Source organism: Sphingomonas lacunae (assembly GCF_012979535.1).
GTDB lineage: Bacteria > Pseudomonadota > Alphaproteobacteria > Sphingomonadales > Sphingomonadaceae > Sphingopyxis > Sphingopyxis lacunae.
Window position 1 is genome coordinate 1,102,544 of record NZ_CP053015.1, and the last position, 24,270, is coordinate 1,126,813.

At 61.9% G+C, this 24,270-nt stretch carries 33 protein-coding genes; 30 read left to right on the forward strand and 3 right to left on the reverse strand.

Features of this window, described 5'->3' with window-relative positions:
• Window positions 1–26 precede the first annotated feature (26 nt).
• The 4 genes from GV829_RS05190 (at window position 27) to gpmA (ending at window position 3,085) form a co-directional block, all read left to right on the forward strand.
• Window positions 27–665 carry a DUF4136 domain-containing protein gene (locus GV829_RS05190; protein WP_169944521.1) on the forward strand — a complete coding sequence of 213 codons (639 nt, stop codon included), beginning with the start codon at window positions 27–29 and terminating at the stop codon, window positions 663–665.
• Entirely contained in the window at window positions 662–1,792 is a 1,131-nt protein-coding gene (locus GV829_RS05195) for a M14 family metallopeptidase (RefSeq protein WP_169944523.1), read from the forward strand. Before GV829_RS05190 ends, GV829_RS05195 begins: the two co-directional genes overlap by 4 nt.
• Window positions 1,793–1,820: 28 nt before the next feature.
• A complete protein-coding gene (locus GV829_RS05200; protein ID WP_425505441.1) occupies window positions 1,821–2,282 on the forward strand; it encodes a GNAT family N-acetyltransferase in 462 nt (153 codons plus the stop codon).
• Window positions 2,283–2,398: 116 nt separating this feature from the next.
• A complete protein-coding gene (gpmA, locus tag GV829_RS05205; protein WP_169944527.1) occupies window positions 2,399–3,085 on the forward strand; it encodes a 2,3-diphosphoglycerate-dependent phosphoglycerate mutase in 687 nt (228 codons plus the stop codon).
• Window positions 3,086–3,090: 5 nt separating this feature from the next.
• Here the strand turns inward: gpmA and GV829_RS05210 are convergent, their stop codons facing one another.
• Complete coding sequence (locus GV829_RS05210; RefSeq protein WP_169944529.1) at window positions 3,091–4,683, reverse strand: TonB-dependent receptor; 1,593 nt, start codon at window positions 4,681–4,683, stop codon at window positions 3,091–3,093.
• Window positions 4,684–4,698: 15 nt separating this feature from the next.
• On the opposite strand from GV829_RS05210, the gene GV829_RS05215 reads away from it, so the two are divergent.
• Window positions 4,699–5,034 carry a hypothetical protein gene (locus GV829_RS05215; protein WP_169944531.1) on the forward strand — a complete coding sequence of 112 codons (336 nt, stop codon included), beginning with the start codon at window positions 4,699–4,701 and terminating at the stop codon, window positions 5,032–5,034.
• A 247-nt stretch (window positions 5,035–5,281) separates the two neighbouring features.
• Here GV829_RS05215 and dapD read toward each other — a convergent pair whose 3' ends face one another.
• Together dapD and GV829_RS05225 are read right to left on the reverse strand one after the other, a co-directional pair.
• On the reverse strand, window positions 5,282–6,121 hold the full coding sequence (gene dapD / locus GV829_RS05220) for a 2,3,4,5-tetrahydropyridine-2,6-dicarboxylate N-succinyltransferase (protein WP_169947988.1): 840 nt from the start codon (window positions 6,119–6,121) through the stop codon (window positions 5,282–5,284).
• A 34-nt stretch (window positions 6,122–6,155) separates the two neighbouring features.
• Window positions 6,156–6,842, reverse strand: coding sequence for a pyrimidine 5'-nucleotidase (locus GV829_RS05225; RefSeq protein ID WP_169944533.1), 687 nt, complete (start codon window positions 6,840–6,842; stop codon window positions 6,156–6,158).
• Window positions 6,843–6,973: 131 nt separating this feature from the next.
• Between GV829_RS05225 and GV829_RS05230 the strand changes: the two genes are divergently transcribed.
• From GV829_RS05230 to rpsE, 25 genes are all read left to right on the forward strand, one after another.
• Window positions 6,974–9,385 (forward strand): S8 family peptidase, encoded by a 2,412-nt coding sequence (locus tag GV829_RS05230; protein WP_169944535.1) that lies wholly within the window; start codon window positions 6,974–6,976, stop codon window positions 9,383–9,385.
• A gap of 131 nt (window positions 9,386–9,516) precedes the next feature.
• Entirely contained in the window at window positions 9,517–10,407 is an 891-nt protein-coding gene (locus GV829_RS05235; protein WP_169944537.1) for an alpha/beta hydrolase fold domain-containing protein, read from the forward strand.
• A gap of 270 nt (window positions 10,408–10,677) precedes the next feature.
• Window positions 10,678–11,049 (forward strand): 30S ribosomal protein S12, encoded by a 372-nt coding sequence (gene rpsL / locus GV829_RS05240; protein WP_169947990.1) that lies wholly within the window; start codon window positions 10,678–10,680, stop codon window positions 11,047–11,049.
• 24 nt (window positions 11,050–11,073) lie between these two features.
• A complete protein-coding gene (gene rpsG, locus GV829_RS05245; RefSeq protein WP_169944540.1) occupies window positions 11,074–11,544 on the forward strand; it encodes a 30S ribosomal protein S7 in 471 nt (156 codons plus the stop codon).
• A gap of 134 nt (window positions 11,545–11,678) precedes the next feature.
• Window positions 11,679–13,772 (forward strand): elongation factor G, encoded by a 2,094-nt coding sequence (gene fusA, locus GV829_RS05250; protein ID WP_169944542.1) that lies wholly within the window; start codon window positions 11,679–11,681, stop codon window positions 13,770–13,772.
• An 89-nt stretch (window positions 13,773–13,861) separates the two neighbouring features.
• Window positions 13,862–15,052: an elongation factor Tu gene (gene tuf / locus GV829_RS05255; protein ID WP_169944545.1), complete on the forward strand. Its 1,191-nt coding sequence runs from the start codon at window positions 13,862–13,864 to the stop codon at window positions 15,050–15,052.
• Between the two features lie 159 nt (window positions 15,053–15,211).
• Window positions 15,212–15,523 carry a 30S ribosomal protein S10 gene (rpsJ, locus tag GV829_RS05260; RefSeq protein WP_169944547.1) on the forward strand — a complete coding sequence of 104 codons (312 nt, stop codon included), beginning with the start codon at window positions 15,212–15,214 and terminating at the stop codon, window positions 15,521–15,523.
• A gap of 203 nt (window positions 15,524–15,726) precedes the next feature.
• On the forward strand, window positions 15,727–16,476 hold the full coding sequence (gene rplC / locus GV829_RS05265) for a 50S ribosomal protein L3 (RefSeq protein WP_169947992.1): 750 nt from the start codon (window positions 15,727–15,729) through the stop codon (window positions 16,474–16,476).
• A gap of 5 nt (window positions 16,477–16,481) precedes the next feature.
• A complete protein-coding gene (gene rplD / locus GV829_RS05270; RefSeq protein WP_169944550.1) occupies window positions 16,482–17,108 on the forward strand; it encodes a 50S ribosomal protein L4 in 627 nt (208 codons plus the stop codon).
• Window positions 17,101–17,421, forward strand: a complete 321-nt coding sequence (locus GV829_RS05275) for a 50S ribosomal protein L23 (protein ID WP_169944552.1) — start codon at window positions 17,101–17,103, stop codon at window positions 17,419–17,421. The genes rplD and GV829_RS05275 overlap by 8 nt, the downstream gene beginning before the upstream one ends.
• On the forward strand, window positions 17,421–18,257 hold the full coding sequence (gene rplB, locus GV829_RS05280; RefSeq protein WP_169944555.1) for a 50S ribosomal protein L2: 837 nt from the start codon (window positions 17,421–17,423) through the stop codon (window positions 18,255–18,257). The genes GV829_RS05275 and rplB overlap by 1 nt, the downstream gene beginning before the upstream one ends.
• Before the next feature lie 3 nt (window positions 18,258–18,260).
• The gene (rpsS, locus tag GV829_RS05285; protein WP_169944558.1) at window positions 18,261–18,536 is read left to right on the forward strand and encodes a 30S ribosomal protein S19; all 276 of its coding nucleotides are present in this window, start codon (window positions 18,261–18,263) and stop codon (window positions 18,534–18,536) included.
• Window positions 18,536–18,913 (forward strand): 50S ribosomal protein L22, encoded by a 378-nt coding sequence (gene rplV / locus GV829_RS05290; RefSeq protein ID WP_169944563.1) that lies wholly within the window; start codon window positions 18,536–18,538, stop codon window positions 18,911–18,913. Before rpsS ends, rplV begins: the two co-directional genes overlap by 1 nt.
• A 1-nt stretch (window position 18,914) precedes the next feature.
• Window positions 18,915–19,610, forward strand: coding sequence for a 30S ribosomal protein S3 (gene rpsC / locus GV829_RS05295; RefSeq protein WP_169944566.1), 696 nt, complete (start codon window positions 18,915–18,917; stop codon window positions 19,608–19,610).
• A gap of 23 nt (window positions 19,611–19,633) precedes the next feature.
• On the forward strand, window positions 19,634–20,068 hold the full coding sequence (gene rplP, locus GV829_RS05300) for a 50S ribosomal protein L16 (protein ID WP_169944578.1): 435 nt from the start codon (window positions 19,634–19,636) through the stop codon (window positions 20,066–20,068).
• A 2-nt stretch (window positions 20,069–20,070) separates the two neighbouring features.
• Window positions 20,071–20,280: a 50S ribosomal protein L29 gene (gene rpmC, locus GV829_RS05305; RefSeq protein ID WP_169944581.1), complete on the forward strand. Its 210-nt coding sequence runs from the start codon at window positions 20,071–20,073 to the stop codon at window positions 20,278–20,280.
• Window positions 20,281–20,291: 11 nt separating this feature from the next.
• On the forward strand, window positions 20,292–20,561 hold the full coding sequence (rpsQ, locus tag GV829_RS05310; RefSeq protein WP_169944593.1) for a 30S ribosomal protein S17: 270 nt from the start codon (window positions 20,292–20,294) through the stop codon (window positions 20,559–20,561).
• 73 nt (window positions 20,562–20,634) lie between these two features.
• On the forward strand, window positions 20,635–21,003 hold the full coding sequence (gene rplN, locus GV829_RS05315) for a 50S ribosomal protein L14 (RefSeq protein WP_169944596.1): 369 nt from the start codon (window positions 20,635–20,637) through the stop codon (window positions 21,001–21,003).
• Between the two features lie 2 nt (window positions 21,004–21,005).
• Window positions 21,006–21,326 carry a 50S ribosomal protein L24 gene (rplX, locus tag GV829_RS05320; RefSeq protein ID WP_169944598.1) on the forward strand — a complete coding sequence of 107 codons (321 nt, stop codon included), beginning with the start codon at window positions 21,006–21,008 and terminating at the stop codon, window positions 21,324–21,326.
• Window positions 21,319–21,897 carry a 50S ribosomal protein L5 gene (gene rplE, locus GV829_RS05325; RefSeq protein WP_169944600.1) on the forward strand — a complete coding sequence of 193 codons (579 nt, stop codon included), beginning with the start codon at window positions 21,319–21,321 and terminating at the stop codon, window positions 21,895–21,897. The genes rplX and rplE overlap by 8 nt, the downstream gene beginning before the upstream one ends.
• A 57-nt stretch (window positions 21,898–21,954) precedes the next feature.
• Window positions 21,955–22,260: a 30S ribosomal protein S14 gene (gene rpsN / locus GV829_RS05330; RefSeq protein WP_169944610.1), complete on the forward strand. Its 306-nt coding sequence runs from the start codon at window positions 21,955–21,957 to the stop codon at window positions 22,258–22,260.
• Between the two features lie 12 nt (window positions 22,261–22,272).
• Window positions 22,273–22,677, forward strand: a complete 405-nt coding sequence (gene rpsH / locus GV829_RS05335; protein ID WP_169944612.1) for a 30S ribosomal protein S8 — start codon at window positions 22,273–22,275, stop codon at window positions 22,675–22,677.
• A 1-nt stretch (window position 22,678) separates the two neighbouring features.
• On the forward strand, window positions 22,679–23,212 hold the full coding sequence (gene rplF / locus GV829_RS05340) for a 50S ribosomal protein L6 (protein WP_169944614.1): 534 nt from the start codon (window positions 22,679–22,681) through the stop codon (window positions 23,210–23,212).
• Window positions 23,212–23,568 (forward strand): 50S ribosomal protein L18, encoded by a 357-nt coding sequence (gene rplR, locus GV829_RS05345; RefSeq protein ID WP_169944616.1) that lies wholly within the window; start codon window positions 23,212–23,214, stop codon window positions 23,566–23,568. The genes rplF and rplR overlap by 1 nt, the downstream gene beginning before the upstream one ends.
• A gap of 2 nt (window positions 23,569–23,570) precedes the next feature.
• Window positions 23,571–24,263 carry a 30S ribosomal protein S5 gene (rpsE, locus tag GV829_RS05350; protein ID WP_169944619.1) on the forward strand — a complete coding sequence of 231 codons (693 nt, stop codon included), beginning with the start codon at window positions 23,571–23,573 and terminating at the stop codon, window positions 24,261–24,263.
• Window positions 24,264–24,270 lie beyond the last annotated feature (7 nt).

Sequence of the window (24,270 nt, forward strand, 5' to 3'; positions counted from 1 at the left end):
CGCACCGGTTCAGAAAGAAAGTCGCCATGCGTAGCACCGCCTTTTTCACCCTGCCCTTGCTGGCTGCCACACTTGGCGGCTGTGCGACCGCCCTGCCACCGATCGAAGCGACCCGGTTTCACCGTGTTGATTCGCCGGCAATCGCGCCCGGCACCTATGTCTTTGTTGCCCAGGGCAATGCGGCTGGTGATGCTGCCGGTGACGCGGGTTCCGGTCTGGCCAGCAGGGGCTATGAAATTGCCGTGGCGCGCCAGCTTGATCGGCTCGGCCTGCGGAATGGCGGCGCCGCTGCCTCCGATCAGGCCGACTATCAGGTCAGCCTGCGCGTCTCGCGTGACCGGGGACCGGCTGATGCCTCGGCCAATGGCACCGGAGTCAGCGTCGGGGTCGGGGGCGGGACCGGCGGCTATCATTCGGGGGTTGGTGTCGGGGTCGGGCTCGATCTGACGCGGTTGCTCGCCGACCGGCGCGATGTGGTGACCACGCGGCTGGCGGTGCAAATCACCCGTCGCGGAGATTCGCTCCCCCTGTGGGAAGGGCGGGCGCAAAGCGTTGCCCGGGCCGGCTCACCGGCGGCCCAGGCAGACCTTGATGCGGACAAATTGGCGACCGCGCTGTTCCGGGACTTCCCCGGTCGCTCCGGGGAAACTATCACTGTCCCATGACCATCCACATCAGTTCAGCCTTTGACTCGGGCAATATCGTCGTTGACGCCATTGCCGGTCACACTGCCACCCTGTCGATCCGCAAGGATCAGGACAGTGACTTTTACCAATGGTTCCATTTCCGGCTGGTCGCACCGGCAGGGGAAACGGTGACCTTGCGCATCACCGGCCTTGCCGGTTCGGCCTATCCGGATGGCTGGCCTGGCTATCGCGCCCGGGTCAGCACCGACCGGCAGGATTGGCGGCTGGCTGATACCAGCTATGATGCCACAGAGGATGGTGGAACGCTGACCATCCGCTACGATAGCGACGGGGCGCCTGCCTGGTTCGCCTATTTCGCGCCCTATTCGATGGAACGCCATCATGATCTGGTGGCAGAGGCGGCCTCGGCGCCCGGCGTCACCTATCGCCTGCTCGGCCACAGCCTTGATGGCCAGCCGATCGACTGCCTCGAACTGGGGGAGGGGGACCGGCAGGTCTGGCTCTACGCGCGCCAGCATCCCGGGGAATCGATGGCCGAATGGTGGATGGAGGGTGCGCTCGCCATGCTCACCGACGAATCGGACCCGCATGCCCGGCTGCTGCGGCAGAAATGCCGCTTCCACATCGTCCCCAACATGAATCCCGATGGCTCGCGGCGCGGGCATTTGCGCACCAATGCGGTCGGCATCAATCTCAACCGCGAATGGGCGACGCCGAGCAACGACAAGAGCCCCGAAGTGCTGTGCGTGCGCAATGCGATGGATGAAAGCGGCGTCGACATTGCCATGGACATCCACGGGGATGAGGCGATCCCGGCCGTGTTCATCGCCGGCTATGAGGGTATTCCGGGCCTGATCGACGCGCATCGGGCGCGCTTGCACCGCTACACACAGCGGCTGGCGGCGCGTACGCCTGATTTTCAGACCGCAAAAGGCTATCCCGTTTCGCCGCCGGGTACCGGTAATCTCGCCATGTCGACTAACCAGCTCGCGCACCGCTTTGGCGCGATGGCGCTGACGCTCGAAATGCCGTTCAAGGACCATGACGATCTGGCCGATCCGCGCGCCGGTTGGAGCCCCGAACGCTCGATGCAGCTCGCCCGCGATTGCCTTGCGACATTGGCGGAGCTGATCGACGAGGTGTGAAGGGGGCTAGCGCAAGGGGATGGGGCAAATGCGCATCATCGAAGACGATCTTTCAGGGGCGGCGATCCGCGCCCTGCTCGACGTGCATTTTGCCGGCATGCTCGCCAACTCCCCGCCGGACAGCTGCCATTTTCTCGACGTCGAGGGGCTGAAGGCACCGGGCGTCACCTTCTGGTCGATCTGGGATGGCGATGACCTCGCCGGCATGGGAGCCCTCAAAAGGCATGATGCCGTGCTGGGGGAGGTCAAGTCGATGCGAACGCATGACGCTTTCCAGCGGCGCGGGGTGGGCGCGGCGATGCTCACCCACATTGTCGCCACGGCGCGGGCCGAAGGGCTTGGGCAGCTCAGTCTCGAAACCGGCTCATCGCCCGCCTTCGATGCCGCCCACGCCCTCTACCAGCGTTTCGGCTTCTCTTATTGCGAACCGTTCGCGGATTATCGGCCCGATCCGTTCAGTCGCTTCATGACATTGAAACTGGGCGATTAAATTTTGGGTGGACTCGCGAATACCCACTCTAACTGGCCGTACACTTCACCCCGCCCTTGCGCCCTGCCCGCCCCCGCCCTAATCGCCGCGGCACATCCCCGAAACGGAGTCCCGCCATGCCCCAGCTTGTCCTCATCCGCCACGGCCAGTCGCAGTGGAATCTGGAAAACCGCTTCACCGGCTGGTGGGATGTCGACGTCACCGAAAAGGGCGTCGAGGAAGCCCGCGCCGCCGGCCGCCTGATGCGCGACAAGGGTCTCGATTTCGATTGCTGCTTCACCAGCCTGCAAACCCGCGCCATCAAGACGCTGAACCTCGCGCTGGAGGAAATGGGCCGCTTATGGCTGCCGGTCGAAAAGGACTGGCGCCTCAATGAACGCCACTATGGCGGACTTACCGGCCTCGACAAGGCAGAGACCGCAGCCAAGCATGGCGACGATCAGGTAAAGATCTGGCGCCGCAGCTTCGACATCCCGCCGCCGCCGCTTGAACCGGGCAGCGCATTCGATCTCAGCAAGGACCGCCGCTATGCCGGCATCGCCATCCCATCGACCGAAAGCCTCAAGGACACGATCGCCCGGGTCCTGCCCTATTGGCAAAGCCGCATCGTCCCGGAACTGCAGGCCGGCAAGCGCGTGCTGATCTCCGCCCATGGCAACAGTCTGCGCGCGCTGGTCAAGCATCTCTCGAACATCGCCGATGCCGACATCACCGGCCTCGAGATCCCCACAGGGCAGCCAATTGTTTATGACCTCGCCAACGACCTGTCGGCCAATGACCGCTATTATCTGTCGGAACGCTGACCGGGCTAAAAGGTGCCGCTGATGGTCAGCACGCCGATCAGGTGAATGCGACGGGTCTGAATCTCGCTGAAATCAATAGGCCCGTCGCGCCGGTCAACATAGAAATCCCGGCGGATATAATCCTCGCCGTTGAGCACATTGCGCAGGCCCAGCCGAACCGTGAAGCCGGCGACATTCTTATGCTCGACAAACACTGTCGCGATCGGTTGATCGAGATATGTTTCAAACAGCTGGTCGAGTCGAAACGTCCGGGCTTTCAACTCTTCGGATAGGGATCCGCCCCATGCGATGTCGGTTCCGGGGATGTCGTGCCTGATATCGACGCTCCAGCGTCTCACCAGATCCTGGCTGATCCGCCGGAAGGTGCCGGTAATGGGATCGCGGACACGCGAGTCGCGAAATTCGCTGCTGGCGTTGATCCGTCCGCCCCGCCACCCGATCGTGTCCAGCAGCAATGTCCCCCGCGCGATCATTCCCCATCGCCGCGCTGTCGGCAGATTGCCGATACTCTCTTCGGTGGCATTGACCGGAATGCGGTCAACAATGTCACTGATCGCTTCGCCATAGCCACCAAGGGTGACTGAACCTGCGCTGCCGAACGATCTGACCAGTTGGCCTTCGAAGCGCCAACTTTGCTCAGGTACCAACGCAGTGTTGCCGGCATTGGTTACCCCATTGATCAGGTCAACGGCGGCACTGAAATCGAGAAAGTCGAGTTGGCCCACCTGTCGTTCGAGGCTCGCGTTGAACGTCAGGCGCGGACTCATTGTCCACGACAGGGTAGCTGAACCCTTCGGCCGCCAGAACTGCCGAGACAGTCCGCCGGCACCCGTTTGCCGTATTTCGCTAAACTCCGCGCCAATCAGCGTTTGCAGGGAAACGTGCTCATTCAGCCGCCAACCGCGAGTCAGTGAGATGTTGCTGCGCCATTCGTCGACAAAGATATTGCCACCGCGAAGAATGGTCCGCGAATAGCTGCCATCGGGACGCAAGGTTCCGACAGCAGAAGAAACCTCCAGAAAATTATAGGCACCCTCGAACGCGGCTTGCCACTTTTCTTCGTCCTCGCCCCAAACAAATTCGGCACGCAGAACGCTCTCGCCGTCGCGGGCTGTCCGTTCATAAAGGGTCCCGGTCGCCACTGCACCCAGCAGTGACTGGCGCGCGCGCGAGGTCGCCATAAGTGGCCCATGGGCGTAGCGCTGCAACCCTATAAGCTTGAGTCGGCCCGGGCCGACCGGAAATTCGTAATCTGCTCCAGCTTCGACGTTCCAGCTATTGTCGGTTTGACGAAATGTCTCCTCGACCAAGGGCTCGGGGGGCAGCGGCGTGGCGATGCCATCGAAAGCAACTCTGAAATCATAACGCTCTGCCGACAGGCTTGCGTTGAAAACCGATCCTGCTGCAGACTCCCGGTGAATGGTTCCTGCCAACCTCGGGCTGTCGATGAAGAACACATCGCGCTGCCAGCGAGACAAAAGCAGCTGGCCATTGCCGTCGAGGACCAGTTCGGGGCCTTGGCCACCGCGCCGGGACGCGTCATTGTTTGACAGGCTGAGTGTGAAGTCAGTCGTTCCCAGCCGACCGCTTGCCGACATGGATGCGCTCGTCCATTGATCCGGGATATTCCGGCGGTTCTGCAGCTCCCAGCGAAATTGTACACTGATTTGCTGGTTTCGGACGATCACATTGGCCACTCGGCCACTCAATCCGGGAATGCCGAGTCGCGCTCCGTCTGTGACCTCGATTCTTTCAACGGCATCGGCCGCGATCTGGCCCAGTGTTGTGCGGGCGTCATTGCTCTTTCCCGCGACCCGCTGGCCGTTAATCAGGACATTTTGGCTGGCCTCTCCAAGTCCCCGATCATCTCTCGTTTCCGAAAGAGAGAAATCTGGGATCTTGTCGACAATATCCAGAGCAGTGCGAGGGGCAAAACGCGCAAATTCTGAAGGCAAATAGACTATGGTGTCGGCCGTTCCGACACTGGCAGCCGCACTGTCGGAGTGTTGCGCCGAAGCACCAACCGGGTCCAGAACGGACAGAAACGCAACGCCAGCGATACAGGGGGTGCTTCGCGCTTTTGTCCAGAACGTCATGATGCTCTCATAGGCGCCCAAAGGTTACCGTCAAATAATCGACAACATGCTGTGAGCACTTATTCAGTCCATTGTGGCGCAATTGACACGAATAGTTTCGTCAATCGCGCAACAGGTCATTGATTGCAGTCTTGGCTCGAGTTTGAGCATCGACCCGTTTTACGATAACCGCGCATGACAGGGCCGGGCCGGCACTCCCATCCGGCAGAGGCTTGCCGGGGATCGAACCCGGAACGACAACCGAGTAAGCTGGCACGCGACCGATGAAGACTTCTCCAGTCGTCCGGTCAATGATTTTGCTGGTCGATGAAATGAATACGCCCATGGCCAGAACAGCACCGCGTTCCACCCGGACTCCTTCCACCACTTCCGATCGGGCGCCAATGAAACAGTCATCTTCGATGATTACTGGCTCGGCTTGCAGGGGCTCCAAAACGCCGCCGATGCCCACACCTCCCGAAAGATGGACGTTGGCACCTATTTGTGCGCAGCTGCCGACGGTAGCCCAAGTGTCGACCATCGTGTTCTCGCCAACATGTGCGCCGATGTTGACAAAACTCGGCATCAGGACAACCCCTTTGCCGATATGGGCACCCTGCCGCACGATGGCGCCGGGCACTGCGCGAAAGCCCGCGGCACGAAACTGTTGATCAGTCCAATGGCTGAATTTGGAAGGAACCTTGTCGAACCAGTTAGCGTGATCCGGGCCTTCTATGACCCGATTGTCGTTAAGCCGGAATGACAGTAGGACGGCCTTCTTAAGCCATTGGTGGACCTGCCAGGAACCGTCTTCCCGTGCCTCTGCGACCCTCGCCCTGCCGGAATCCAGAAGCGCGAGCGCTTCCGCCACAGCTGCGCGCACCGGGCCGGACGTGGAAGGATTGATGGCAGCTCGATCCTCCCAAGCGGCTTCAACAATGGCCTTGATATCCTCGCTCATCATCTTTCCTCGTTCTCATTAAGGCCGCAAACGCTCAGCAGCCGGTGATGGCACGGAGCCAGTCATGCAGGTTGTTGATGTGGTGATCGACATGGGCCGGATCATGGTCCCTGTTGCCAGCCTCGCTTCCGTTATCGAGCCAGACTGTCGTGATACCCAAAGCATGAGCAGGTCGCAGATTTCGGGACATGTCGTCGACAAACAATGTGTTCGTCGGCTGCATATCAGGGATAAGCCGAAACAGATGCCCATAGGCGTCCTGTTCGGGTTTGGGCGAATAGTCAGTTGCCCTGATGTCGACAATAGATTGGAAGAGGTCATCAATGCCGATTCGCGTCAATATTCGCGTAGCGTAACTGGCGTCGGCATTTGTGAAGATGTGGCGTGACCCCGGGAGTTTTGACAGCGTTTCGCGCAAAACAGCGTCAGGTTCGAGATTTGCCAAGTCAATGTCATGAACAAATTCAAGGAAGTCATCGGCAGCCACACCATGATGACGCATCATTCCTGCCAGAGTGGTGCCATGATCATGAAAATAGCGCTTTTGGATTGTCCGGGCCTCTGTGGCGTCGCATCCGACAATTTGCATGATGAAGGCGCCCATCCGCACGTCAATCTGCGCGAAAATTCCAAGCTTGGGTGAATACAGCGTGTTGTCGAGATCAAAGATCCAGCAGTCGATATGCTGCGACAGCAGGCTGACGTCGAGAAGCGATGGCATCGGCGGCTTTAGTCATGAAAATGCTTGCGCTGCAAGCCTCTGCTAACCCTTTGTTGACAGGCTGTGGTCCATCGCATGGCCGGGGATCAAGTGTGCCGATCATCTCGGCAGAGGCATGGCAGGACATGGGCATGACAGCCAGATTCAGGCCCAATGGGCAGGAGAGGCGGCGCTTTTTCAATGGCACCTTGCCAATAGGCGCCTTGTTGCTCGGTGGTTGCGGCGGTGCTGGCCAAACGGCGCCCTCCGTTATCGCGGCTCCGCCGCCCCCAGCCGTGTCGACGCCCGCTCCGACGCCGACGCCGCCTTCCGTGCCGGTCGAAAATTTCAATACCCAGGAGTATCTCCGGTCTGATGGCGCGAATTATCATGACGCCAGTATCGCTTGGGGCCGCGGTGTCAGTGGTGCAGGCGTGACAGTGGCGATCATTGACTCAGGCATTGATGCCGACAGTCCCGAGTTTGCCGGGCGCTTGCATCCCATGTCTGCAGATGTTGCCGGCGGCGCGAGAGGTTTTGATGATGTCGGCAGTGACGGGCATGGGACCAATGTTGCACAGTTACTCTTGGGGGCGAGAAATGATCGAGGCACTGTCGGCATAGCCTGGGGCGCCACATTGCTGGCTTTGCGCGCCGATCGGCCGGGCAGCTGTCTGGATGGTAGTGCGTCTGGACGCGACCGCGGATGCCGCTTTTCTGACGTAGCAATCGCAGCCGGCCTGGACCGCGCCGTTTCGGCCGGCACGCGGATAGTCAATATTTCGCTTGGTGGAGGGGCGCCCACATCGGTCCTTCTCGATGCCGTTGACAGGGCTACGGCTGCAGGGGTGCTCATTATTGTGTCCGCGGGCAATAATGGCGAGAGCACTGATCCGGCAGTTGACCCGTCCAATCCCGACCCGTTTGCCAGAGCCGTGCTGCAAGCGGGTAACGGACTGGTCATTGTCGCAGGCGCGAACAGTGAAACGGGCGCAATCTCCAGTTTCTCCAATCGTGCCGGCGCCAGTGCTTCAAACTATCTTCTCGCGCTGGGGGACCGGCTGTGTTGTGATTATGACAATGGCGATCTGCGCCGGGAGGTGACGACCGATGGCAGCTTTGTCTTTGTGGTCAGTGGCACATCCTATTCGGCCCCGCAGATTGCCGGCGCTGCTACGCTGCTGGCCCAGGCCTTTCCCAATCTCAGCGGCAAGCAGATTGTCGATCTTTTGTTGACTACGGCCACGGATGTCGGGCCGCTTGGAACCGACAGTGTTAACGGGCGCGGTATCCTCAATATTCCCAGGGCCTTTGCCCCACAGGGTGCGACGACATTGGCGGGCACATCAATTGCTCTTCCGGCAGACAGGCTGCTTGGCGGTTATTCCGGAGCCATGGGTGATGCGGCCGTGCGTGACGCTGCGCCTGCCGTGATGCTCGACGGATATCAGAGAGCGTATGAACTCCATCTCAATCGCCTAATGGCCATGCCGATGAATGGCCGACCTGCCTTGTTTCCCGCTCTGGCTGCAAGGGGTCGCGATTTTTCCGCCGGCGGTTCCGCTGTCGCCTTTTCCGTTTCGGTGGATCCTGGGCGCGGCCATGCTGATCTGATGCCGCTTCACGTTGGTCCCGACCAACGCCACGAAGCGCGCCTGCTCGCTGGCAGCATGATCATGCGCCTGTCTTCCGTGGCCAGCGTTGGCCTCTCGGCCAATCGGAGCGTCGATGCGCTGACTGCCATGATGGGCGGGCGCGATGGTAACGCCTTTGTCGTGGCCGATCCCGCCTACTCTGCCCGTCTCCTGGGCTTCCGCAGTGTCACTGGCTCGGCAGTGCGCGTTGCGGTGGCGCCGGGATCGACACTCGCCGTGTCGGCGGAACAGGGCGACGTGGATGCTTTGCTGCGCGCCAGGCGACAGCATGATCCGGCGATGCTGGATCGGCAGTCACGCTATGCCTTGTGGTCGTTTGGCGTGGATCGAACTGTTGTGGTCGGGTCCTCACAATGGGAAGGGCGGCTGACGGCCACGATGCTGACGGAGAACGCCAGTTTGCTTGGCGCTCGCTGGTCGGCGCTTTTGGGTGGCGCCGGTGCGCGGAGCGTGCTGATCGATGGCCATGCAAGGGTGGAACTGGGTCAGCGCTCGCGCATCGACCTGCAATGGCGCGAAGGGTGGACCCATGCGCGCTCGGCGGGTCTGGTCGCGGGAAGTTCGCCGATCCGCACCCGTGCGTGGGCGCTGGATGTCGCGCAACGGGACCTGTTGGTCGCTGGCGACCATTTGGCGCTGCGGGTGGCGCAGCCTCTCCGCGTTGAGGCCGGCGGCTTGTTGCTCGATGTGCCGACCGGCTATGATTATGCGACATTGATGGCCACCCACGGGCGCGTCACTATGCCACTGGCGCCGGTCGGGCGGGAGCATGTTGTCGAAGCCGCGTGGACGGTTCCTGCCTGGGGCGGTGTGCTGACACTGAACGGATTCTGGCGCGACGAGCCGGGGCATGTTCAGGCGGCGGGCGACGATCTGGGCGCAGCGGTTCGGTTTGCGCTGGGCTTTTGATGTTTTGACAGGCGGTGACGGCTTTGCCACTCTGGTCGCGACAGCGGGCAGGTAGATGGCGAGGTAGAGCGGCTATTCGGCTCCGCAGCAGCCTCTACCAGACCCTGCCGAATGAGGGTGAGGGGGAAGCCATGCCGAGTGTAAGTGCCAGACTTTTTGGGAGTTTTTTGCGGCTTACGGGCTATGTCAGCAAGAATTTCAACGGCGGCCCGGATATGCCCAAGGTGATCGCGGCGGCGCGGGCCCTGCCTGTGCCATCACCGACCGCCAAACACCGTTCCCGCATTGATGTGCGCGAAGAGAATTTCAACGGCCTGCCGATGTTTCACCTGTCACCCAGGGGCGGGGCGACGCCCAAGGGGCATATGCTGTTCTGGCATGGCGGCGGCTATGTTTTTGCCATCAGCCCCTTCCACTGGAATGCCCTGGTCAACATTGTCGAACGGCACGGCGTGGCAATCACTGTGCCCTATTATCCGCTCGCCCCTGAACATGATGCGCTGGAAACGACGGCTCATGCCATGGCGGTCTATCGGCACTATCTGGATCAGGTGCCAGGTCCGTTCGTCATGGGCGGCGATTCGGCGGGTGGCGGCCTGACGGCAGTGACAGCGATGGCGGCGCGCGACGCCGGCCTGCGCTTGCCTGCCGCGCTCAGCCTGATCTGTCCCTGGCTCGATGCCGAGGCGCCCCATGCCGAACAGGCCGAAATAGAGAAGCGTGACGCCATTTTGCGCATCCGCGGCATTCGTGACGCCGGCAAGCTCTATGCCCGCGATCTGCCGCCGAGCGATCCGCGCGTTTCCCCGATCCACGGCAATTGGGACGGATTGCCGCCGATGCAGGTGTTTGCCGGGGGCGATGACATATTGGTCATGGATTCGCGCAGCCTCAAGGCGAAGCTGCCCGGTATCAGCCTCGACGAGCGCGCCGGTATGATCCACGATTGGCCGATCTTCTTTTTCCCCGAGGCGAAACAGGCACAGGATGCCATCGGCGCCCATGTCGCTGCCGCCCGCTAGGGGGACGGCAAGCGGCAGGCCCGGTTTCGACCGCAACCATTGACGGCGGGCGCGTCTGGCGCTAGGGGCGCGCTCGTCCGAAAGACTTGGGGTCGCTGGTTTGTCCGGCGGATTCGCGGATTTCGGGCAAACACATATTGCCTGAACACTGTTTGAATCGGTGATCGGTCCGGGGGCGTTCGCGCCATCCGGCACTTTTCGCGTTCATGGGACAAGCGTCCGATGGGCAAGCCGCTGATGCAGAGTAACCAGCTATTAGGTGAAGACTTCATGCCTACGATTAACCAGCTTGTCCGCAAGGGCCGGGTTTTGCAGAAGACGAAATCCAAGGTCCCGGCGATGGAAGCGAACCCGCAAAAGCGCGGCGTTTGCACCCGCGTTTACACGACGACCCCGAAGAAGCCGAACTCGGCTCTCCGCAAGGTGGCCAAGGTCCGTCTGACCAACAGCCGCGAGGTCATCACCTACATCCCCGGCGAAGGCCACAACCTGCAGGAGCACAGCGTCGTGCTCATCCGCGGCGGCCGTGTGCGCGACCTTCCGGGCGTGCGCTACCATGTGCTGCGCGGCGTGCTCGACACGCAGGGCGTCAAGGACCGCAAGCAGAGCCGTTCGAAGTACGGCGCGAAGCGTCCCAAGTAATCGGCCGGGATAAGGAGACCTACCATGGCACGTCGTCGTCGTCCCGAACGTCGGGAAATTCTGCCGGATCCCCGTTTCGGGGATGTGGTTCTGACCAAATTCATGAACAGCGTGATGTATGACGGCAAGAAAGCCGTCGCTGAAGCCATCGTCTATGGCGCGCTGGAAACCGTTGAAGCCAAGGCGAAGAAGGAGCCGCTCGGCGTGTTCCATGACGCGCTGAACAATGTGAAGCCGGGCATTGAAGTGCGCAGCCGCCGCGTCGGTGGTGCGACCTATCAGGTGCCGGTCGAAGTCCGCCATGAGCGGGCTCAGGCCCTGGCCATCCGCTGGCTGATCACCGCCGCGCGCAACCGCAGCGAGCCGACCATGGCCGGCCGTCTGTCGGGCGAAATCCTCGACGCTTCGAACAACCGCGGCAACGCCGTCAAGAAGCGCGAAGATACGCACCGCATGGCCGAAGCCAACCGCGCCTTCAGCCACTATCGCTGGTAAGCGCGTTCCGGTTTTCCCCTTCCGCCACAATGACTGTCACCGGATTGTCATGACTGGCTGGAAGGGGCGACCGAACCCCTTCATTCGCACCGCCGCCCCCGGCACAGCACCGGACCGGCACAGGAGTAAAGACCATGGCCCGCAGCCATCCGCTCGAGAGATATCGCAATTTCGGTATCATGGCGCACATTGACGCCGGCAAGACCACGACGACCGAGCGCATCCTCTATTACACCGGCAAGTCCTACAAGATCGGCGAAGTGCACGATGGTGCCGCGACGATGGACTGGATGGAGCAGGAGCAGGAGCGCGGCATCACCATCACCTCCGCCGCCACCACCTGTCTGTGGAAGGCCGAAGAAGGCAATGGTCCCGAGCATCGGCTGAACATCATCGACACGCCGGGACACGTCGACTTCACCATTGAAGTCGAGCGTTCGTTGCGCGTGCTCGACGGTGCTGTCGCCGCCTTTGATGGCGTCGCCGGCGTTGAGCCGCAGTCGGAAACCGTGTGGCGCCAGGCGGACAAGTACAAGGTTCCGCGGATGTGCTTCATCAACAAGCTCGACCGCACCGGTGCCAATTTCTATTATTGCGTCCAGACGATCATCGACCGTCTCGGCGCTACCCCGGCTGTCCTCTATTTGCCGATCGGCGCCGAAGGCGACTTCAAGGGCCTGGTCGATCTGGTCAACCAGCGCGGAATCATCTGGAAGGATGAAAGCCTGGGCGCCGAATTCGAATATACCGAAATCCCCGACGACCTGAAGGACAAGGCCGCCGAATATCGCGAAAAGCTGATCGAGCTTGCCGTCGAGCAGGACGATGACGCGATGGAAGCCTATCTCGAAGGCAATGAGCCCGACGTCCCGACGCTCAAGGCGCTGATCCGCAAGGGCACGCTGAAGCAGGCGTTCGTTCCGGTGCTGTGCGGTTCGGCGTTCAAGAACAAGGGCGTTCAGCCGCTGCTCGACGCGGTCGTTGACTATCTGCCGTCGCCGCTCGACATTGAGGACGTGCAGGGCGTCAACCCCGACACGGACCAGCCGGACAGCCGTGCGACCGCCGATGATGCGCCGTTCAGCGCGCTGGCGTTCAAGATCATGAACGACCCGTTCGTCGGTTCGCTCACCTTCGTCCGCATCTATTCGGGCACGCTGACCAAGGGCAGCTACCTGAACTCGGTGAAGGGCAAGAAGGAAAAGATCGGCCGCATGCTGCTGATGCATTCCAACAACCGCGAAGACATTGAAGAGGCCAATGCCGGCGACATCGTCGCGCTCGCGGGTCTGAAGGAAACGACGACCGGTGACACGCTGTGCGCCGAACGGGCACCGATCATCCTTGAGCGCATGGAATTCCCCGAGCCGGTCATCGAACTGTCGGTGGAACCCAAGACCAAGGCTGACCAGGAAAAGATGGGCATCGCGCTCAACCGCCTGTCGGCCGAGGATCCCTCGTTCCGCGTTTCGACCGATCACGAATCGGGTCAGACGATCATCAAAGGCATGGGCGAACTGCACCTCGACATCATCGTCGACCGCATGCGTCGCGAGTTCAAGGTCGAAGCCAATGTCGGTGCGCCGCAGGTGGCGTATCGTGAAACGCTGGCCAAGCCGGTCGATGTCGACTTCACCCACAAGAAGCAGTCGGGCGGCACCGGCCAGTTCGGTCGCGTCAAGCTGAAGGTCCAGCCGGGTGAGCGCGGTTCGGGCATCACCTTTGTCGATGAAGTCAAGGGCGGCAATATTCCCAAGGAATATATCCCCTCGGTTGAAAAGGGCATGCGCGAAACGGCCGAAAACGGCCATCTCGTCGGCTTCCCGATCATCGACTTCCAGATCACGCTGTATGACGGCGCCTATCACGACGTCGACTCGTCGGCACTGGCGTTCGAAATCACCGGCCGTGGTGCGATGCGCGAAGTGGCATCCAAGGCTGGCATCAAGCTTCTCGAACCGGTGATGAAGGTCGAGGTGGTGACGCCAGAGGAATATATGGGTGACGTGATTGGCGACTTGAACAGCCGTCGCGGCATGATCCAGGGCACTGACAGCCGGGGCAACGCCCAGGTCGTCGAAGCCATGGTGCCGCTGGCCAACATGTTCGGTTACGTCAACCAGCTGCGTTCCTTCACCCAGGGCCGGGCGAACTACTCGATGCAGTTCTCCCACTATGAGGAAGTTCCGCAGAACGTCGCCGACGAGGTCAAGGCGAAGCTTGCCTGATCGGACAAGAGTGATTAAGGGCGGCGCCTGATTCAGACAGGCGCTCGTCCGACTGATGAAACAACCCTTCGTTTTTGAGGAAGTGAACAATGGCCAAGGCTAAATTTGAGCGGACGAAGCCGCACTGCAACATTGGTACCATCGGTCACGTCGACCATGGCAAGACCTCGCTGACCGCTGCGATCACCAAGGTGCTCGCCGAAACCGGTGGCGCCACCTTCGTTGACTATGCCAACATCGACAAGGCTCCCGAAGAGCGTGAACGCGGCATCACCATTTCGACCGCCCACGTCGAATATGAAACCGAAGCGCGCCACTATGCGCACGTCGACTGCCCGGGTCACGCTGACTATGTGAAGAACATGATCACCGGTGCTGCCCAGATGGACGGCGCGATTCTCGTCGTTTCGGCCACCGACGGCCCGATGCCGCAGACCAAGGAGCACATCCTGCTCGCCAAGCAGGTCGGCGTGCCGACCATGGTCGTCTTCATGAACAAGGTTGACCTGGTCGACGACCCCGAAATCCTCGAGCTGGTCGAGCTGGAAATCCGTGAAGAACTGTCGAAGCGCGATTTCGACGGCGACAATATTCCGATCATCAAGGGTTCGGCCGTGGCTGCCCTCGATGGTTCGAACGACACCATCGGTCGTGAAGCCATTCTCGAACTGATGCGCGCTGTCGACACCTGGATCCCGCAGCCGGAGCGTCCGATCGATCAGCCGTTCCTGATGCCGATCGAAGACGTGTTCTCGATCTCGGGCCGTGGTACCGTTGTCACCGGCCGTGTCGAAACCGGCGTCATCAACGTTGGTGAAGAAGTCGAAATCGTCGGCATCAAGGACACCGTCAAGACGACCTGCACCGGCGTCGAAATGTTCCGCAAGCTGCTCGACCGCGGTGAAGCCGGCGACAACATCGGCGCGCTGCTGCGTGGCACCAAGCGTGAAGACGTTGAGCGTGGCCAGGTTCTCGCCAAGCCGGGTTCGATCACCCCGCACACCGAGTTCTCGGCCGAAGTCTATGTCCTGTCGAAGGACGAAGGCGGCCGTCACACGCCGTTCTTCAACAACTACCGCCCGCAGTTCTACTTCCGCACGACCGACGTGACGGGCGAAGTGATCCTGCCGGAAGGCACCGAAATGATCATGCCTGGCGACAATGTCACCATCGGCGTGAAGCTGATCGCTCCGATCGCCATGGACCAGGGTCTGCGCTTCGCCATCCGCGAAGGTGGCCGGACCGTCGGCGCAGGGGTTGTCGGCACGATCACGAAGTAATATAGGCACGCCAACGCCGCCCGGGTCAGGTGATTCGGGCGGCTTGGTATTTTGCCAAACAGTTGGAATTGACGGGGTGTCCCGCAGCAGGCTTCGGCCTCTTCGGGTGGCCCCGTTCGGCTCTTTCGCATCGGTAAACGGGATTATTTGGGTAACACCATGGACACGCAGAATATCCGCATTCGCCTCAAGGCCTTCGACCATCGCGTCCTTGACCAGGCCACCAACGAAATTGCGGAAACCGCCCGCCGCACCGGCGCGCTGATTCGCGGTCCGATCCCTCTGCCGACGCGCATTGAAAAGTTCACCGTGAACCGCGGCCCGCATGTCGACAAGAAGTCGCGCGAGCAGTTTGAGGTTCGCACCCACAAGCGGCTGCTCGACATCGTGCAGCCGACGCCGCAGACCGTCGATGCGTTGATGAAGCTCGACCTGGCTGCCGGCGTGAACGTCGAAATCCGACTGGCCTGACAGCCGGTCAAACTGCCCGGAGACCGATAGGTTGCCGGTCAGCAAGGGATACCGCCGGATCATCCATAAACGATCCGGGCTGCGTCCCCCGTCTCGCCAGCGCCGCAAGGCTTGGCACTTCAGCCCGGACGGGGCGACGCATGACAATCTGGGCTGGCAAGCCCCCGGCAATGGTGCAGGGGGCCTCTGTAGGAGCAAAGATCATGCGCACTGGCGTGATCGCCAAGAAGGTGGGGATGACCCGGCTGTTCCAAGAGGATGGCCGTCATGTTCCCGTTACCGTTCTGGCCCTTGAAGGGTGCCAGGTCGTCGGTCAGCGTACTGCTGAAACCGATGGCTATGTCGCTCTTCAGCTGGGTGCCGGTTCGGTCAAGGCGAAGAATGTAGCAAAGCCGCAGCGTGGCCAATTCGGCAAGGCCGAAGTCGAGCCAAAGGCGAAGGTTGTCGAATTCCGCGTCGCGGACGACGCCCTTGTCGATGTCGGCACCGAAATTTCCGCAGACCATTTCGTCGCCGGCCAGATGGTCGATGTCAGCGGCACCACGCAGGGCAAGGGCTTTGCCGGTGCCATGAAGCGTTGGGGCTTTGGTGGTATGCGTGCGACGCACGGCGTTTCCATCTCGCACCGTGCCCATGGTTCGACGGGTAACCGCCAGGATCCGGGCCGCGTTTTCAAGAACAAGAAAATGGCCGGTCACATGGGTGCGCGCAACCGCACGCAGCAGAACCTCGAAATCGTCCGCACCGACGCCGAACGTGGCCTCCTCTTCGTCAAGGGCTCGGTCCCTGGCTCGAAGGGAGCATGGCTGCTCGTCCGCGACGCGGTGAAGATCGATCGCCACGCCGAAGCGCCCTATCCGGTCGCCGCCCGCACCGCGCAGGTTGTTGCTCCCGTCGAACCGCAGGTCGAAGCCGCCCCGGCTGCTGACGCCAACGAAGCAACGGAGGCTTGAGCGCCATGAAGATCAAGATTCAGACGCTCGACGGTTCCGCCGCCAAGGGTGACATCGAACTCAACGATGCCATCTTCGGTCTGGAGCCGCGTGCAGACATCCTGCACCGCGTCGTCACCTGGCAGCTCGAAAAGCGCCGTGGTCCGGCCCGTGCCGCCCGCGAGCGCAGCGAAGTTGCCCGCACCGGCAAGAAGTTCGGTCGCCAGAAGGGCGGCGGTACCGCCCGTCACGGCGATCGTCGCGCCCCGATCTTCATCGGTGGTGGCAAGGCGCATGGTCCCCGGGCCCGCACCTTTGGCCATTCGCTGAACAAGAAGGTTCGCGCACTCGGTCTCAAGATGGCGCTCTCGGCCAAGGCCAAGGGTGGTTCGCTGATCGTTGTCGACAATCTCGACGTCGCCAGCGGCAAGACCCAGACTCTGGCCGGCCAGCTCGCCAAGCTCGGCGTCAACCGCGCCCTGTTCATTGACGGTGACGCGACCAACGTCAGCTTTGCCCGCGCATCGGCCAACATCGGTGGCGTCAACCTGCTGCCGGTGATCGGTGCCAACGTCTATGACATCCTGAAGCATGACACGCTGGTGCTGACCCGTGCCGCTGTCGAACAGCTGGAGGTCCGTTGCAATGGCTAAGAAGCAATCAGCAGCGGTCGACACCCGTCACTATGACGTGGTGCTCAGCCCGGTCATCACCGAAAAGTCGACCATGGCGTCGGAACACAACGCTGTTGTCTTCCGCGTCGCCAAGGACGCGACCAAGCCAAGCATCAAGGCAGCGGTCGAAGCCCTGTTCAACGTCAGCGTCACCAAGGTGAACACGCTGATCGTCAAGGGCAAGACCAAGAAGTGGAAGGGTCGTCCCTACACGCGCTCCGATGTCAAGAAGGCCGTCGTGACCCTCAAGGAAGGCGACAGCATCGACGTCACGCAGGGGGTCAATAACTAATGGCACTCAAGCAATATAATCCGACGAGCCCCGGCCGCCGCGGCCTGGTCCTCGTTGACCGCTCTGCCCTGTGGAAGGGCAAGCCGGTCAAGTCGCTGACCGAAGGTAAGCGCAAGACCGGTGGCCGCAACAATCAGGGCCATGTGACCTCGCGCGGGATCGCCGGAGGCCACAAGCAGCGCTATCGTTTCATCGATTTCAAGCGCCGCAAGTGGGACGTGCCCGCGACCGTCGAGCGTCTGGAGTATGACCCCAACCGCAGCGCGTTCATCGCCCTCATCACCTATGAGGACGGCGAACAGTCGTACATCATCGCTCCGCAGCGCCTCGCTGTCGGTGACAAGGTGGTTGCCGGCTCCAAGGTTGACGTGAAGCCTGGCAACGCGATGCTGTTGTCCCAGATTCCGGTCGGCACGATCATCCACAACATCGAGATGAAGCCGGGCAAGGGTGCGCAAATCGCCCGTTCGGCCGGCACCTACGCCCAGCTCGTCGGTCGTGACCGCGGCATGGTGATCGTGCGTCTCGGTTCGGGTGAACAGCGTTACGTCCGCGGCGACTGCATGGGCTCGATCGGTGCCGTGTCGAACCCCGACAACGCCAACACCAATCTCGCCAAGGCCGGTCGCAACCGCTGGCTGGGCAAGCGTCCGCTGACCCGCGGCGTTGCCAAGAACCCGGTCGACCACCCGCACGGCGGTGGTGAAGGCCGGACCTCGGGTGGCCGTCATCCGGTTACCCCGTGGGGCAAGCCGACAAAGGGTGCGCGCACCCGTCACAACAAGTCGACCGACAAGATGATCATCCGGTCGCGTCACGCGAAGAAGAAGAGGTAAGCCATGGCCCGCTCTGTCTGGAAGGGTCCGTTCGTCGAACTCAGCCTTCTCAAGAAGGCCGAGGCTGCTGCCGAAAACGGTGGCCGCACGCCGATCAAGACCTGGTCGCGTCGCTCGACCATTCTCCCCCAGTTCGTTGGTCTGACGTTCAACGTCTACAACGGACGCAAGCATGTCCCCGTCTCTGTGACGGAAGACATGGTCGGCATGAAGCTCGGTGAATTCGCACCGACCCGCTTCTTCCCCGGCCATGCCGCGGACAAGAAGGGCAAGCGCTAATGGGTAAGCCTGCTGCACCCCGCCGCGTTGGCGAAAAGGAAGCTTTGGCTGTCGGCACCACCATCCGTGGCTCGGCCCAGAAGCTCAACCTCGTTGCCGCGCTGATCCGTGGCCGCAAGGCCGAAGACGCGCTCAACGTCCTGACCTTCTCCAAGAAGGGCATGGCGGTTGACGTTCGCAAGGTTCTGGCTTCGGCCATCGCCAATGCGGAAAACAATCACAACCTCGATGTCGACGCGCTGGTCGTCAAGGAAGCCAGCGTTGGCAAGTCGATGACCATGAAGCGTTTCGCAACGCGCGGTCGCGGCAAGTCGACCCGGATCCTGAAGCCTTTCAGCCGCATCCGGATCGTCGTCGAGGAAAGGGAAGAGGCGTAAGATGGGCCACAAATCCAACCCGATCGGCCTGCGTCTCCAGGTCAACCGTACCTGGGACAGCCGCTGGTTCGCCGAACGCGGCGACTATGGCCGCATGCTTCTTGAAGACCTCAAGATCCGCAAGTTCGTGATGAAGACGCTGCCGCAGGCTGCCATTTCCAAGGTGGTCATCGAGCGTCCGGCCAAGCTGTGCCGCATCGCCATCTATGCCGCACGCCCCGGCGTGATCATCGGCAAGAAGGGCGCCGACATCGACAAGCTGAAGAAGCAGCTCCAGGCGATGACCGGCAGCGAAGTCAGCCTCAACATCGTCGAAATCCGCAAGCCGGAAGTCGATTCGAAGTTGGTGGCCCAAGGCATCGCTGATCAGCTCGAACGCCGGGTCGCCTTCCGTCGCGCCATGAAGCGCGCCGTGCAGTCGGCCATGCGTCTTGGCGCCGAAGGCATCCGGATCAACTGCGCCGGCCGTCTTGGCGGCGCGGAAATCGCCCGCACCGAATGGTATCGCGAAGGCCGCGTTCCGCTGCACACCCTGCGCGCGAACGTCGACTATGCCGAAGCCGAAGCCCACACTGCTTATGGCGTGTGCGGAATCAAGGTGTGGATCTTCAAGGGTGAGATCTTCGCCCATGATCCGATGGCCACTGACCGGCTGATGCTTGAGGCGCAGACCTCTGGCGTCCGCCCGGCACGCTGACGCCTTAGGATAGGAACAAGCAGATGCTTCAACCGAAAAAAATGAAGTTCCGCAAGGCGCACAAGGGCCGTATCCACGGCGCTGCCAAGGGCGGTACCGATCTCAACTTTGGCGCCTATGGCCTCAAGGCCCTGGAACCCGAGCGGATCACCTCGCGCCAGATCGAAGCGGCCCGCCGTGCGATCACGCGTCATATCAAGCGTCAGGGACGCTTGTGGATCCGTATCTTCCCGGACGTTCCGGTCAGCTCCAAGCCGGCCGAAGTCCGTATGGGTAAGGGCAAGGGCAGCACCGATTACTGGGCAGCCCGCGTCAAGCCTGGCCGCATCATGTTCGAGCTGGACGGCGTTCCCGGCCCGCTCGCCGCCGAGGCATTCAGCCGCGCGGCCATGAAGCTGCCGATCAAGACCAAGGTCGTGGCCCGTCTGGGCGACACCTCGCACCTCGGAGGCGAATGATCATGGCAAAGGTTACTGACGATCTGCGCCAGAAGAGCGACGACCAGCTGGCCGAAGCCCTGGGCGAATTGAAGCGCGAGGCGTTCAACCTGCGTTTCCAGGCGGCCACCGGCCAGCTTGAGCGCCCGGCGCGTGTGCGTGAAGTGCGTCGCACCATCGCCCGCATCAAGACCCTGCAGACCCAGCGCTCCGCCGCTGGCGCAGCGAACTGAAGGACAGACTGATGCCGAAGCGCATTCTTCAGGGCACTGTGGTGTCCGACAAGGGCGACAAGACCGTGGTGGTCAAGGTGGAGCGCCGGGTGAAGCACCCGCTCTATGCCAAGATCATCCGTCTTTCGAAGAAGTATCACGCCCATGACGAGGGCAACGAGTTTCGCGAAGGCGAGACCGTCCGGATCGAGGAGACCCGGCCGATCTCGAAGCAGAAGACCTGGCGTGTGCTCGACCGTGTCGACACGCACACCAAGCCGAAGGCCGCGGCGGAAGCCTGAGCCCCCTTTCGCGGGAATGTTTTTGGAACTCCCGGACTTGTTCCGGAAAGCCAGTTGAGAAGGAAGCGGATCAATGATCCAGATGCAATCCAACCTCGACGTCGCGGACAACAGTGGCGCGAAGCGCGTCCAGTGCATCAAGGTACTGGGTGGCTCCAAGCGTCGCACCGCCGGCGTCGGCGACATCATCGTGGTGTCGGTCAAGGACGCGAGCCCGCGTGGCCGCGTGAAGAAGGGTGACGTGCACCGTGCCGTCATCGTGCGTACTGCCAAGGACATCCGCCGTCCCGACGGTTCGGTGATCCGGTTCGATTCGAACGCGGCCGTCCTGATCAACAAGAATCAGGAGCCGATCGGCACACGCATCTTTGGCCCGGTGGTCCGCGAACTGCGTGCGCGCGGTGCGATGAAGATCATCAGCCTGGCTCCGGAGGTGTTGTAACCATGGCATCCGCCAAGATCAAAAAGGGTGACACCGTCGTCGTCCTGTCCGGCAAGGACAAGGGCAAGACCGGTGCCGTGACCCAGGTTCTCCCGCGCGAAGGCAAGCTTGTCGTCGCCGGCGTGAACATCGCCACGCGTCATCGCAAGCCGACCCAGACCAACCCGCAGGGTGGCCTGGAGCGCAGCGAAGCCCCGATGGCCATCTCCAAGGTGGCGATCGCCGACCCGAAGACCGGTCAGGCCACGCGCGTCCGTTTCGAAACCCGCGACGGCAAGAAGGTCCGTGTCGCCGTCAAGTCCGGGGAGCTGATCAATGGGTGATCGCTACATTCCGCGCCTCAAGCGCGATTATGACGAGCGCATCGTCAAGGCCATGGTCGAAAAGTTCGGCTACACCAACCCGATGGCGGTTCCCCGCCTCGACAAGATTGTCCTCAACATGGGCGTCGGTGAAGCCACGCAGGACAAGAAAAAGGTCGAGACGGCGGCTGCCGAGCTGGAACTGATCGCTGGCCAGAAGCCGGTCATCACGAAGGCGAAGAAGTCCATCGCGACGTTCAAGCTGCGCGAAGGCATGCCGATCGGCGTCAAGGTCACGCTGCGCCGTGAGCGCATGTATGAATTCCTTGACCGTCTCGTCACCATCGCGATGCCCCGCATCCGCGACTTCCGTGGCCTGAATCCGAAGAGCTTCGACGGTCGTGGCAATTATGCCATGGGCCTGAAAGAGCAGCTGATCTTCCCGGAAATCAGCTACGACAAGATCGAAAAGGTCCGCGGCATGGACATCATCATCGCCACCTCGGCGAAGACCGATGACGAAGCCCGCGAGCTGCTGCGTCTGTTCAACTTCCCCTTCCCCAAGGAAGGTGAAGAGAAGCAGGCCGCCTGAACCCATAACGCGCTGCCCTTCGCCGGGCAGCGGACAAAGGAAAAGTGAACTTAAGTCATGGCGAAACTGAGTTCGATCAACAAGAATGAGAAGCGCAAGCAGCTGGCGAAGAAGTACGCCGGTCGTTACGCGCGGCTGAAGGCTCAGGCAAAGGATGAGTCGCTCGATGAAACCGAGCGCCTGATCGCCCGCCTCAAGATGGCGGAAGTGCCGCGCAACGGTAATCCGACGCGCATCCGCAACCGCTGCGAGCTGACCGGCCGTCCGCGCGCTTACTACCGCAAGTTCCGGCTTTGCCGCGTCCAGTTGCGTGATCTGGCCAACAAGGGCCTGATCCCTGGCGTCGTCAAGTCGAGCTGGTAAGGATCATACGAAATGGCAATGACCGATCCTTTGGGTGATATGCTCACCCGTATCCGTAACGGCCAGCGCGCCAAGATGGACAGCGTGATCACGCCGGCTTCCAAGCTGCGTGCCCGCGTCCTCGACGTGCTGCAGCGCGAAGGCTACATCCGTGGCTATAACGAAGTGCTGCTCGGCCGCTTTGAACAGCACAAGGGCATTCGCATCGAGCTGAAATATTTCGAAGGCGAACCGGCGATCAAGCATGTCGCGCGCATTTCGAAGCCCGGCCGCCGCGTCTATTCCGGCTCGAAGGAACTGCCGCGGGTCAAGGGTGGCCTTGGCATCACCATCGTCTCGACGCCCCGCGGTGTCCTGTCGGATGCCGAAGCCCGCGACGCCAACGTCGGCGGCGAAGTCCTGGCGGAGGTGTTCTGATATGTCACGTATCGGCAAAAGGCCTGTGGCCATCCCCGGTGGCGTGACCGCCACCATCGACAACGGTATGCTTGCTGTGAAGGGCCCGAAGGGTTCGCTCAGCATGCCCCTGGCGGACGACGTCACCTACACGCTCGAGGACGGCGCCATCAGTGTGAAGCCGGCCAACGCCACCAAGCGGGCGCGCTCCTTCTGGGGCATGCAGCGCACGCTGGTGCAGAACCTCGTGACCGGTGTTACCGACGGCTTCACCAAGGTGCTCGAAATCACCGGTGTCGGCTATCGTGCGACGGCCCAGGGCAAGGTGCTCAAGCTGCAGCTCGGATACAGCCACGACGTCAACTTCGACGTGCCGGACGGCATCGAGATCAAGACGCCGGACAACACCACCGTGGAAATCACGGGCATCGACAAGCAGAAGGTCGGGCAGGTTGCTGCCGAAATCCGTCGCTGGCGCAAGCCGGAACCCTATAAGGGCAAGGGCATCAAGTACCGCGGCGAATTCATCTTCCGCAAGGAAGGGAAGAAGAAGTAATGGCACTGAAACGCACATCTTTCGACAAGCGCCGCCAGCGCGTGCGCACCGCCATCCGCAAGCGGGCGGGCGATCGCAAGCGTCTGTCGATCCATCGCTCGGGCCGTCACATCTACGTCCAGCTCATCGACGATGCAGCCGGCGTGACGCTCGCTTCGGCCTCGACGCTCGAAAAGGATGCCCGTGGCACCTCGGGCGCCAATGTCGCGGCGGCTGCCGAAGTCGGCAAGCGCATCGCCGAAGCGGCCAAGGCCGCTGGCGTGACCCGGGTCGTGTTCGACCGTGGGGGCTTCCTGTTCCATGGTCGCGTCAAGGCGCTGGCCGATGCCGCCCGTGAAGGCGGATTGGAGTTCTGAACATGGCTGACGTTACTGAAATCCAGAGCCAGGACGGCGCTCCCGCCGATGCTCCGCGCGGCCGTGGCCGTGGTCGTGGCGGTCAGGGCCAGGGTCGCGAAGGCGGCCGTGGTCGTGGCGACCGTGACCGTCGTCCCCGCAACGCCGAGGAAGAAGGCGGCGAGGAGTTCATCGAGAAGCTGGTCCACATCAACCGCGTCTCCAAGACGGTGAAGGGCGGCAAGCGCTTTGGTTTCGCCGCGCTGGTCGTCGTCGGTGACGGCAAGGGCCGTGCAGGCTTTGGCCATGGCAAGGCCCGCGAAGTGCCGGAAGCCATCTCGAAGGCCACTGCCGCCGCCAAGAAGGCGATGGTTCGCGTGCCGCTCAAGGAAGGCCGCACCCTGCACCATGACGGCGTCGGCCACTTCGGTGCCGGTCTCGTCAACGTGCGTTCGGCCCCTCAGGGCACCGGCATCATCGCCGGTGGTCCGATGCGCGCCGTGTTCGAATCGCTTGGCGTCGCTGACGTCGTGTCGAAGTCGAACGGCACCTCGAACCCCTACAACATGGTCCGCGCCACATTCGAGGCGCTCAAGACCCAGACCAGCCCCAAGGCTGTTGCCCAGCGTCGTGGCAAGAAGGTCGCCGACCTTCTCCGCCGCGGGGCCGGCGTGACTGCCCGTGAAGCTGATGCTGATGCGGCCCTGACGGAGTAATCGAGCC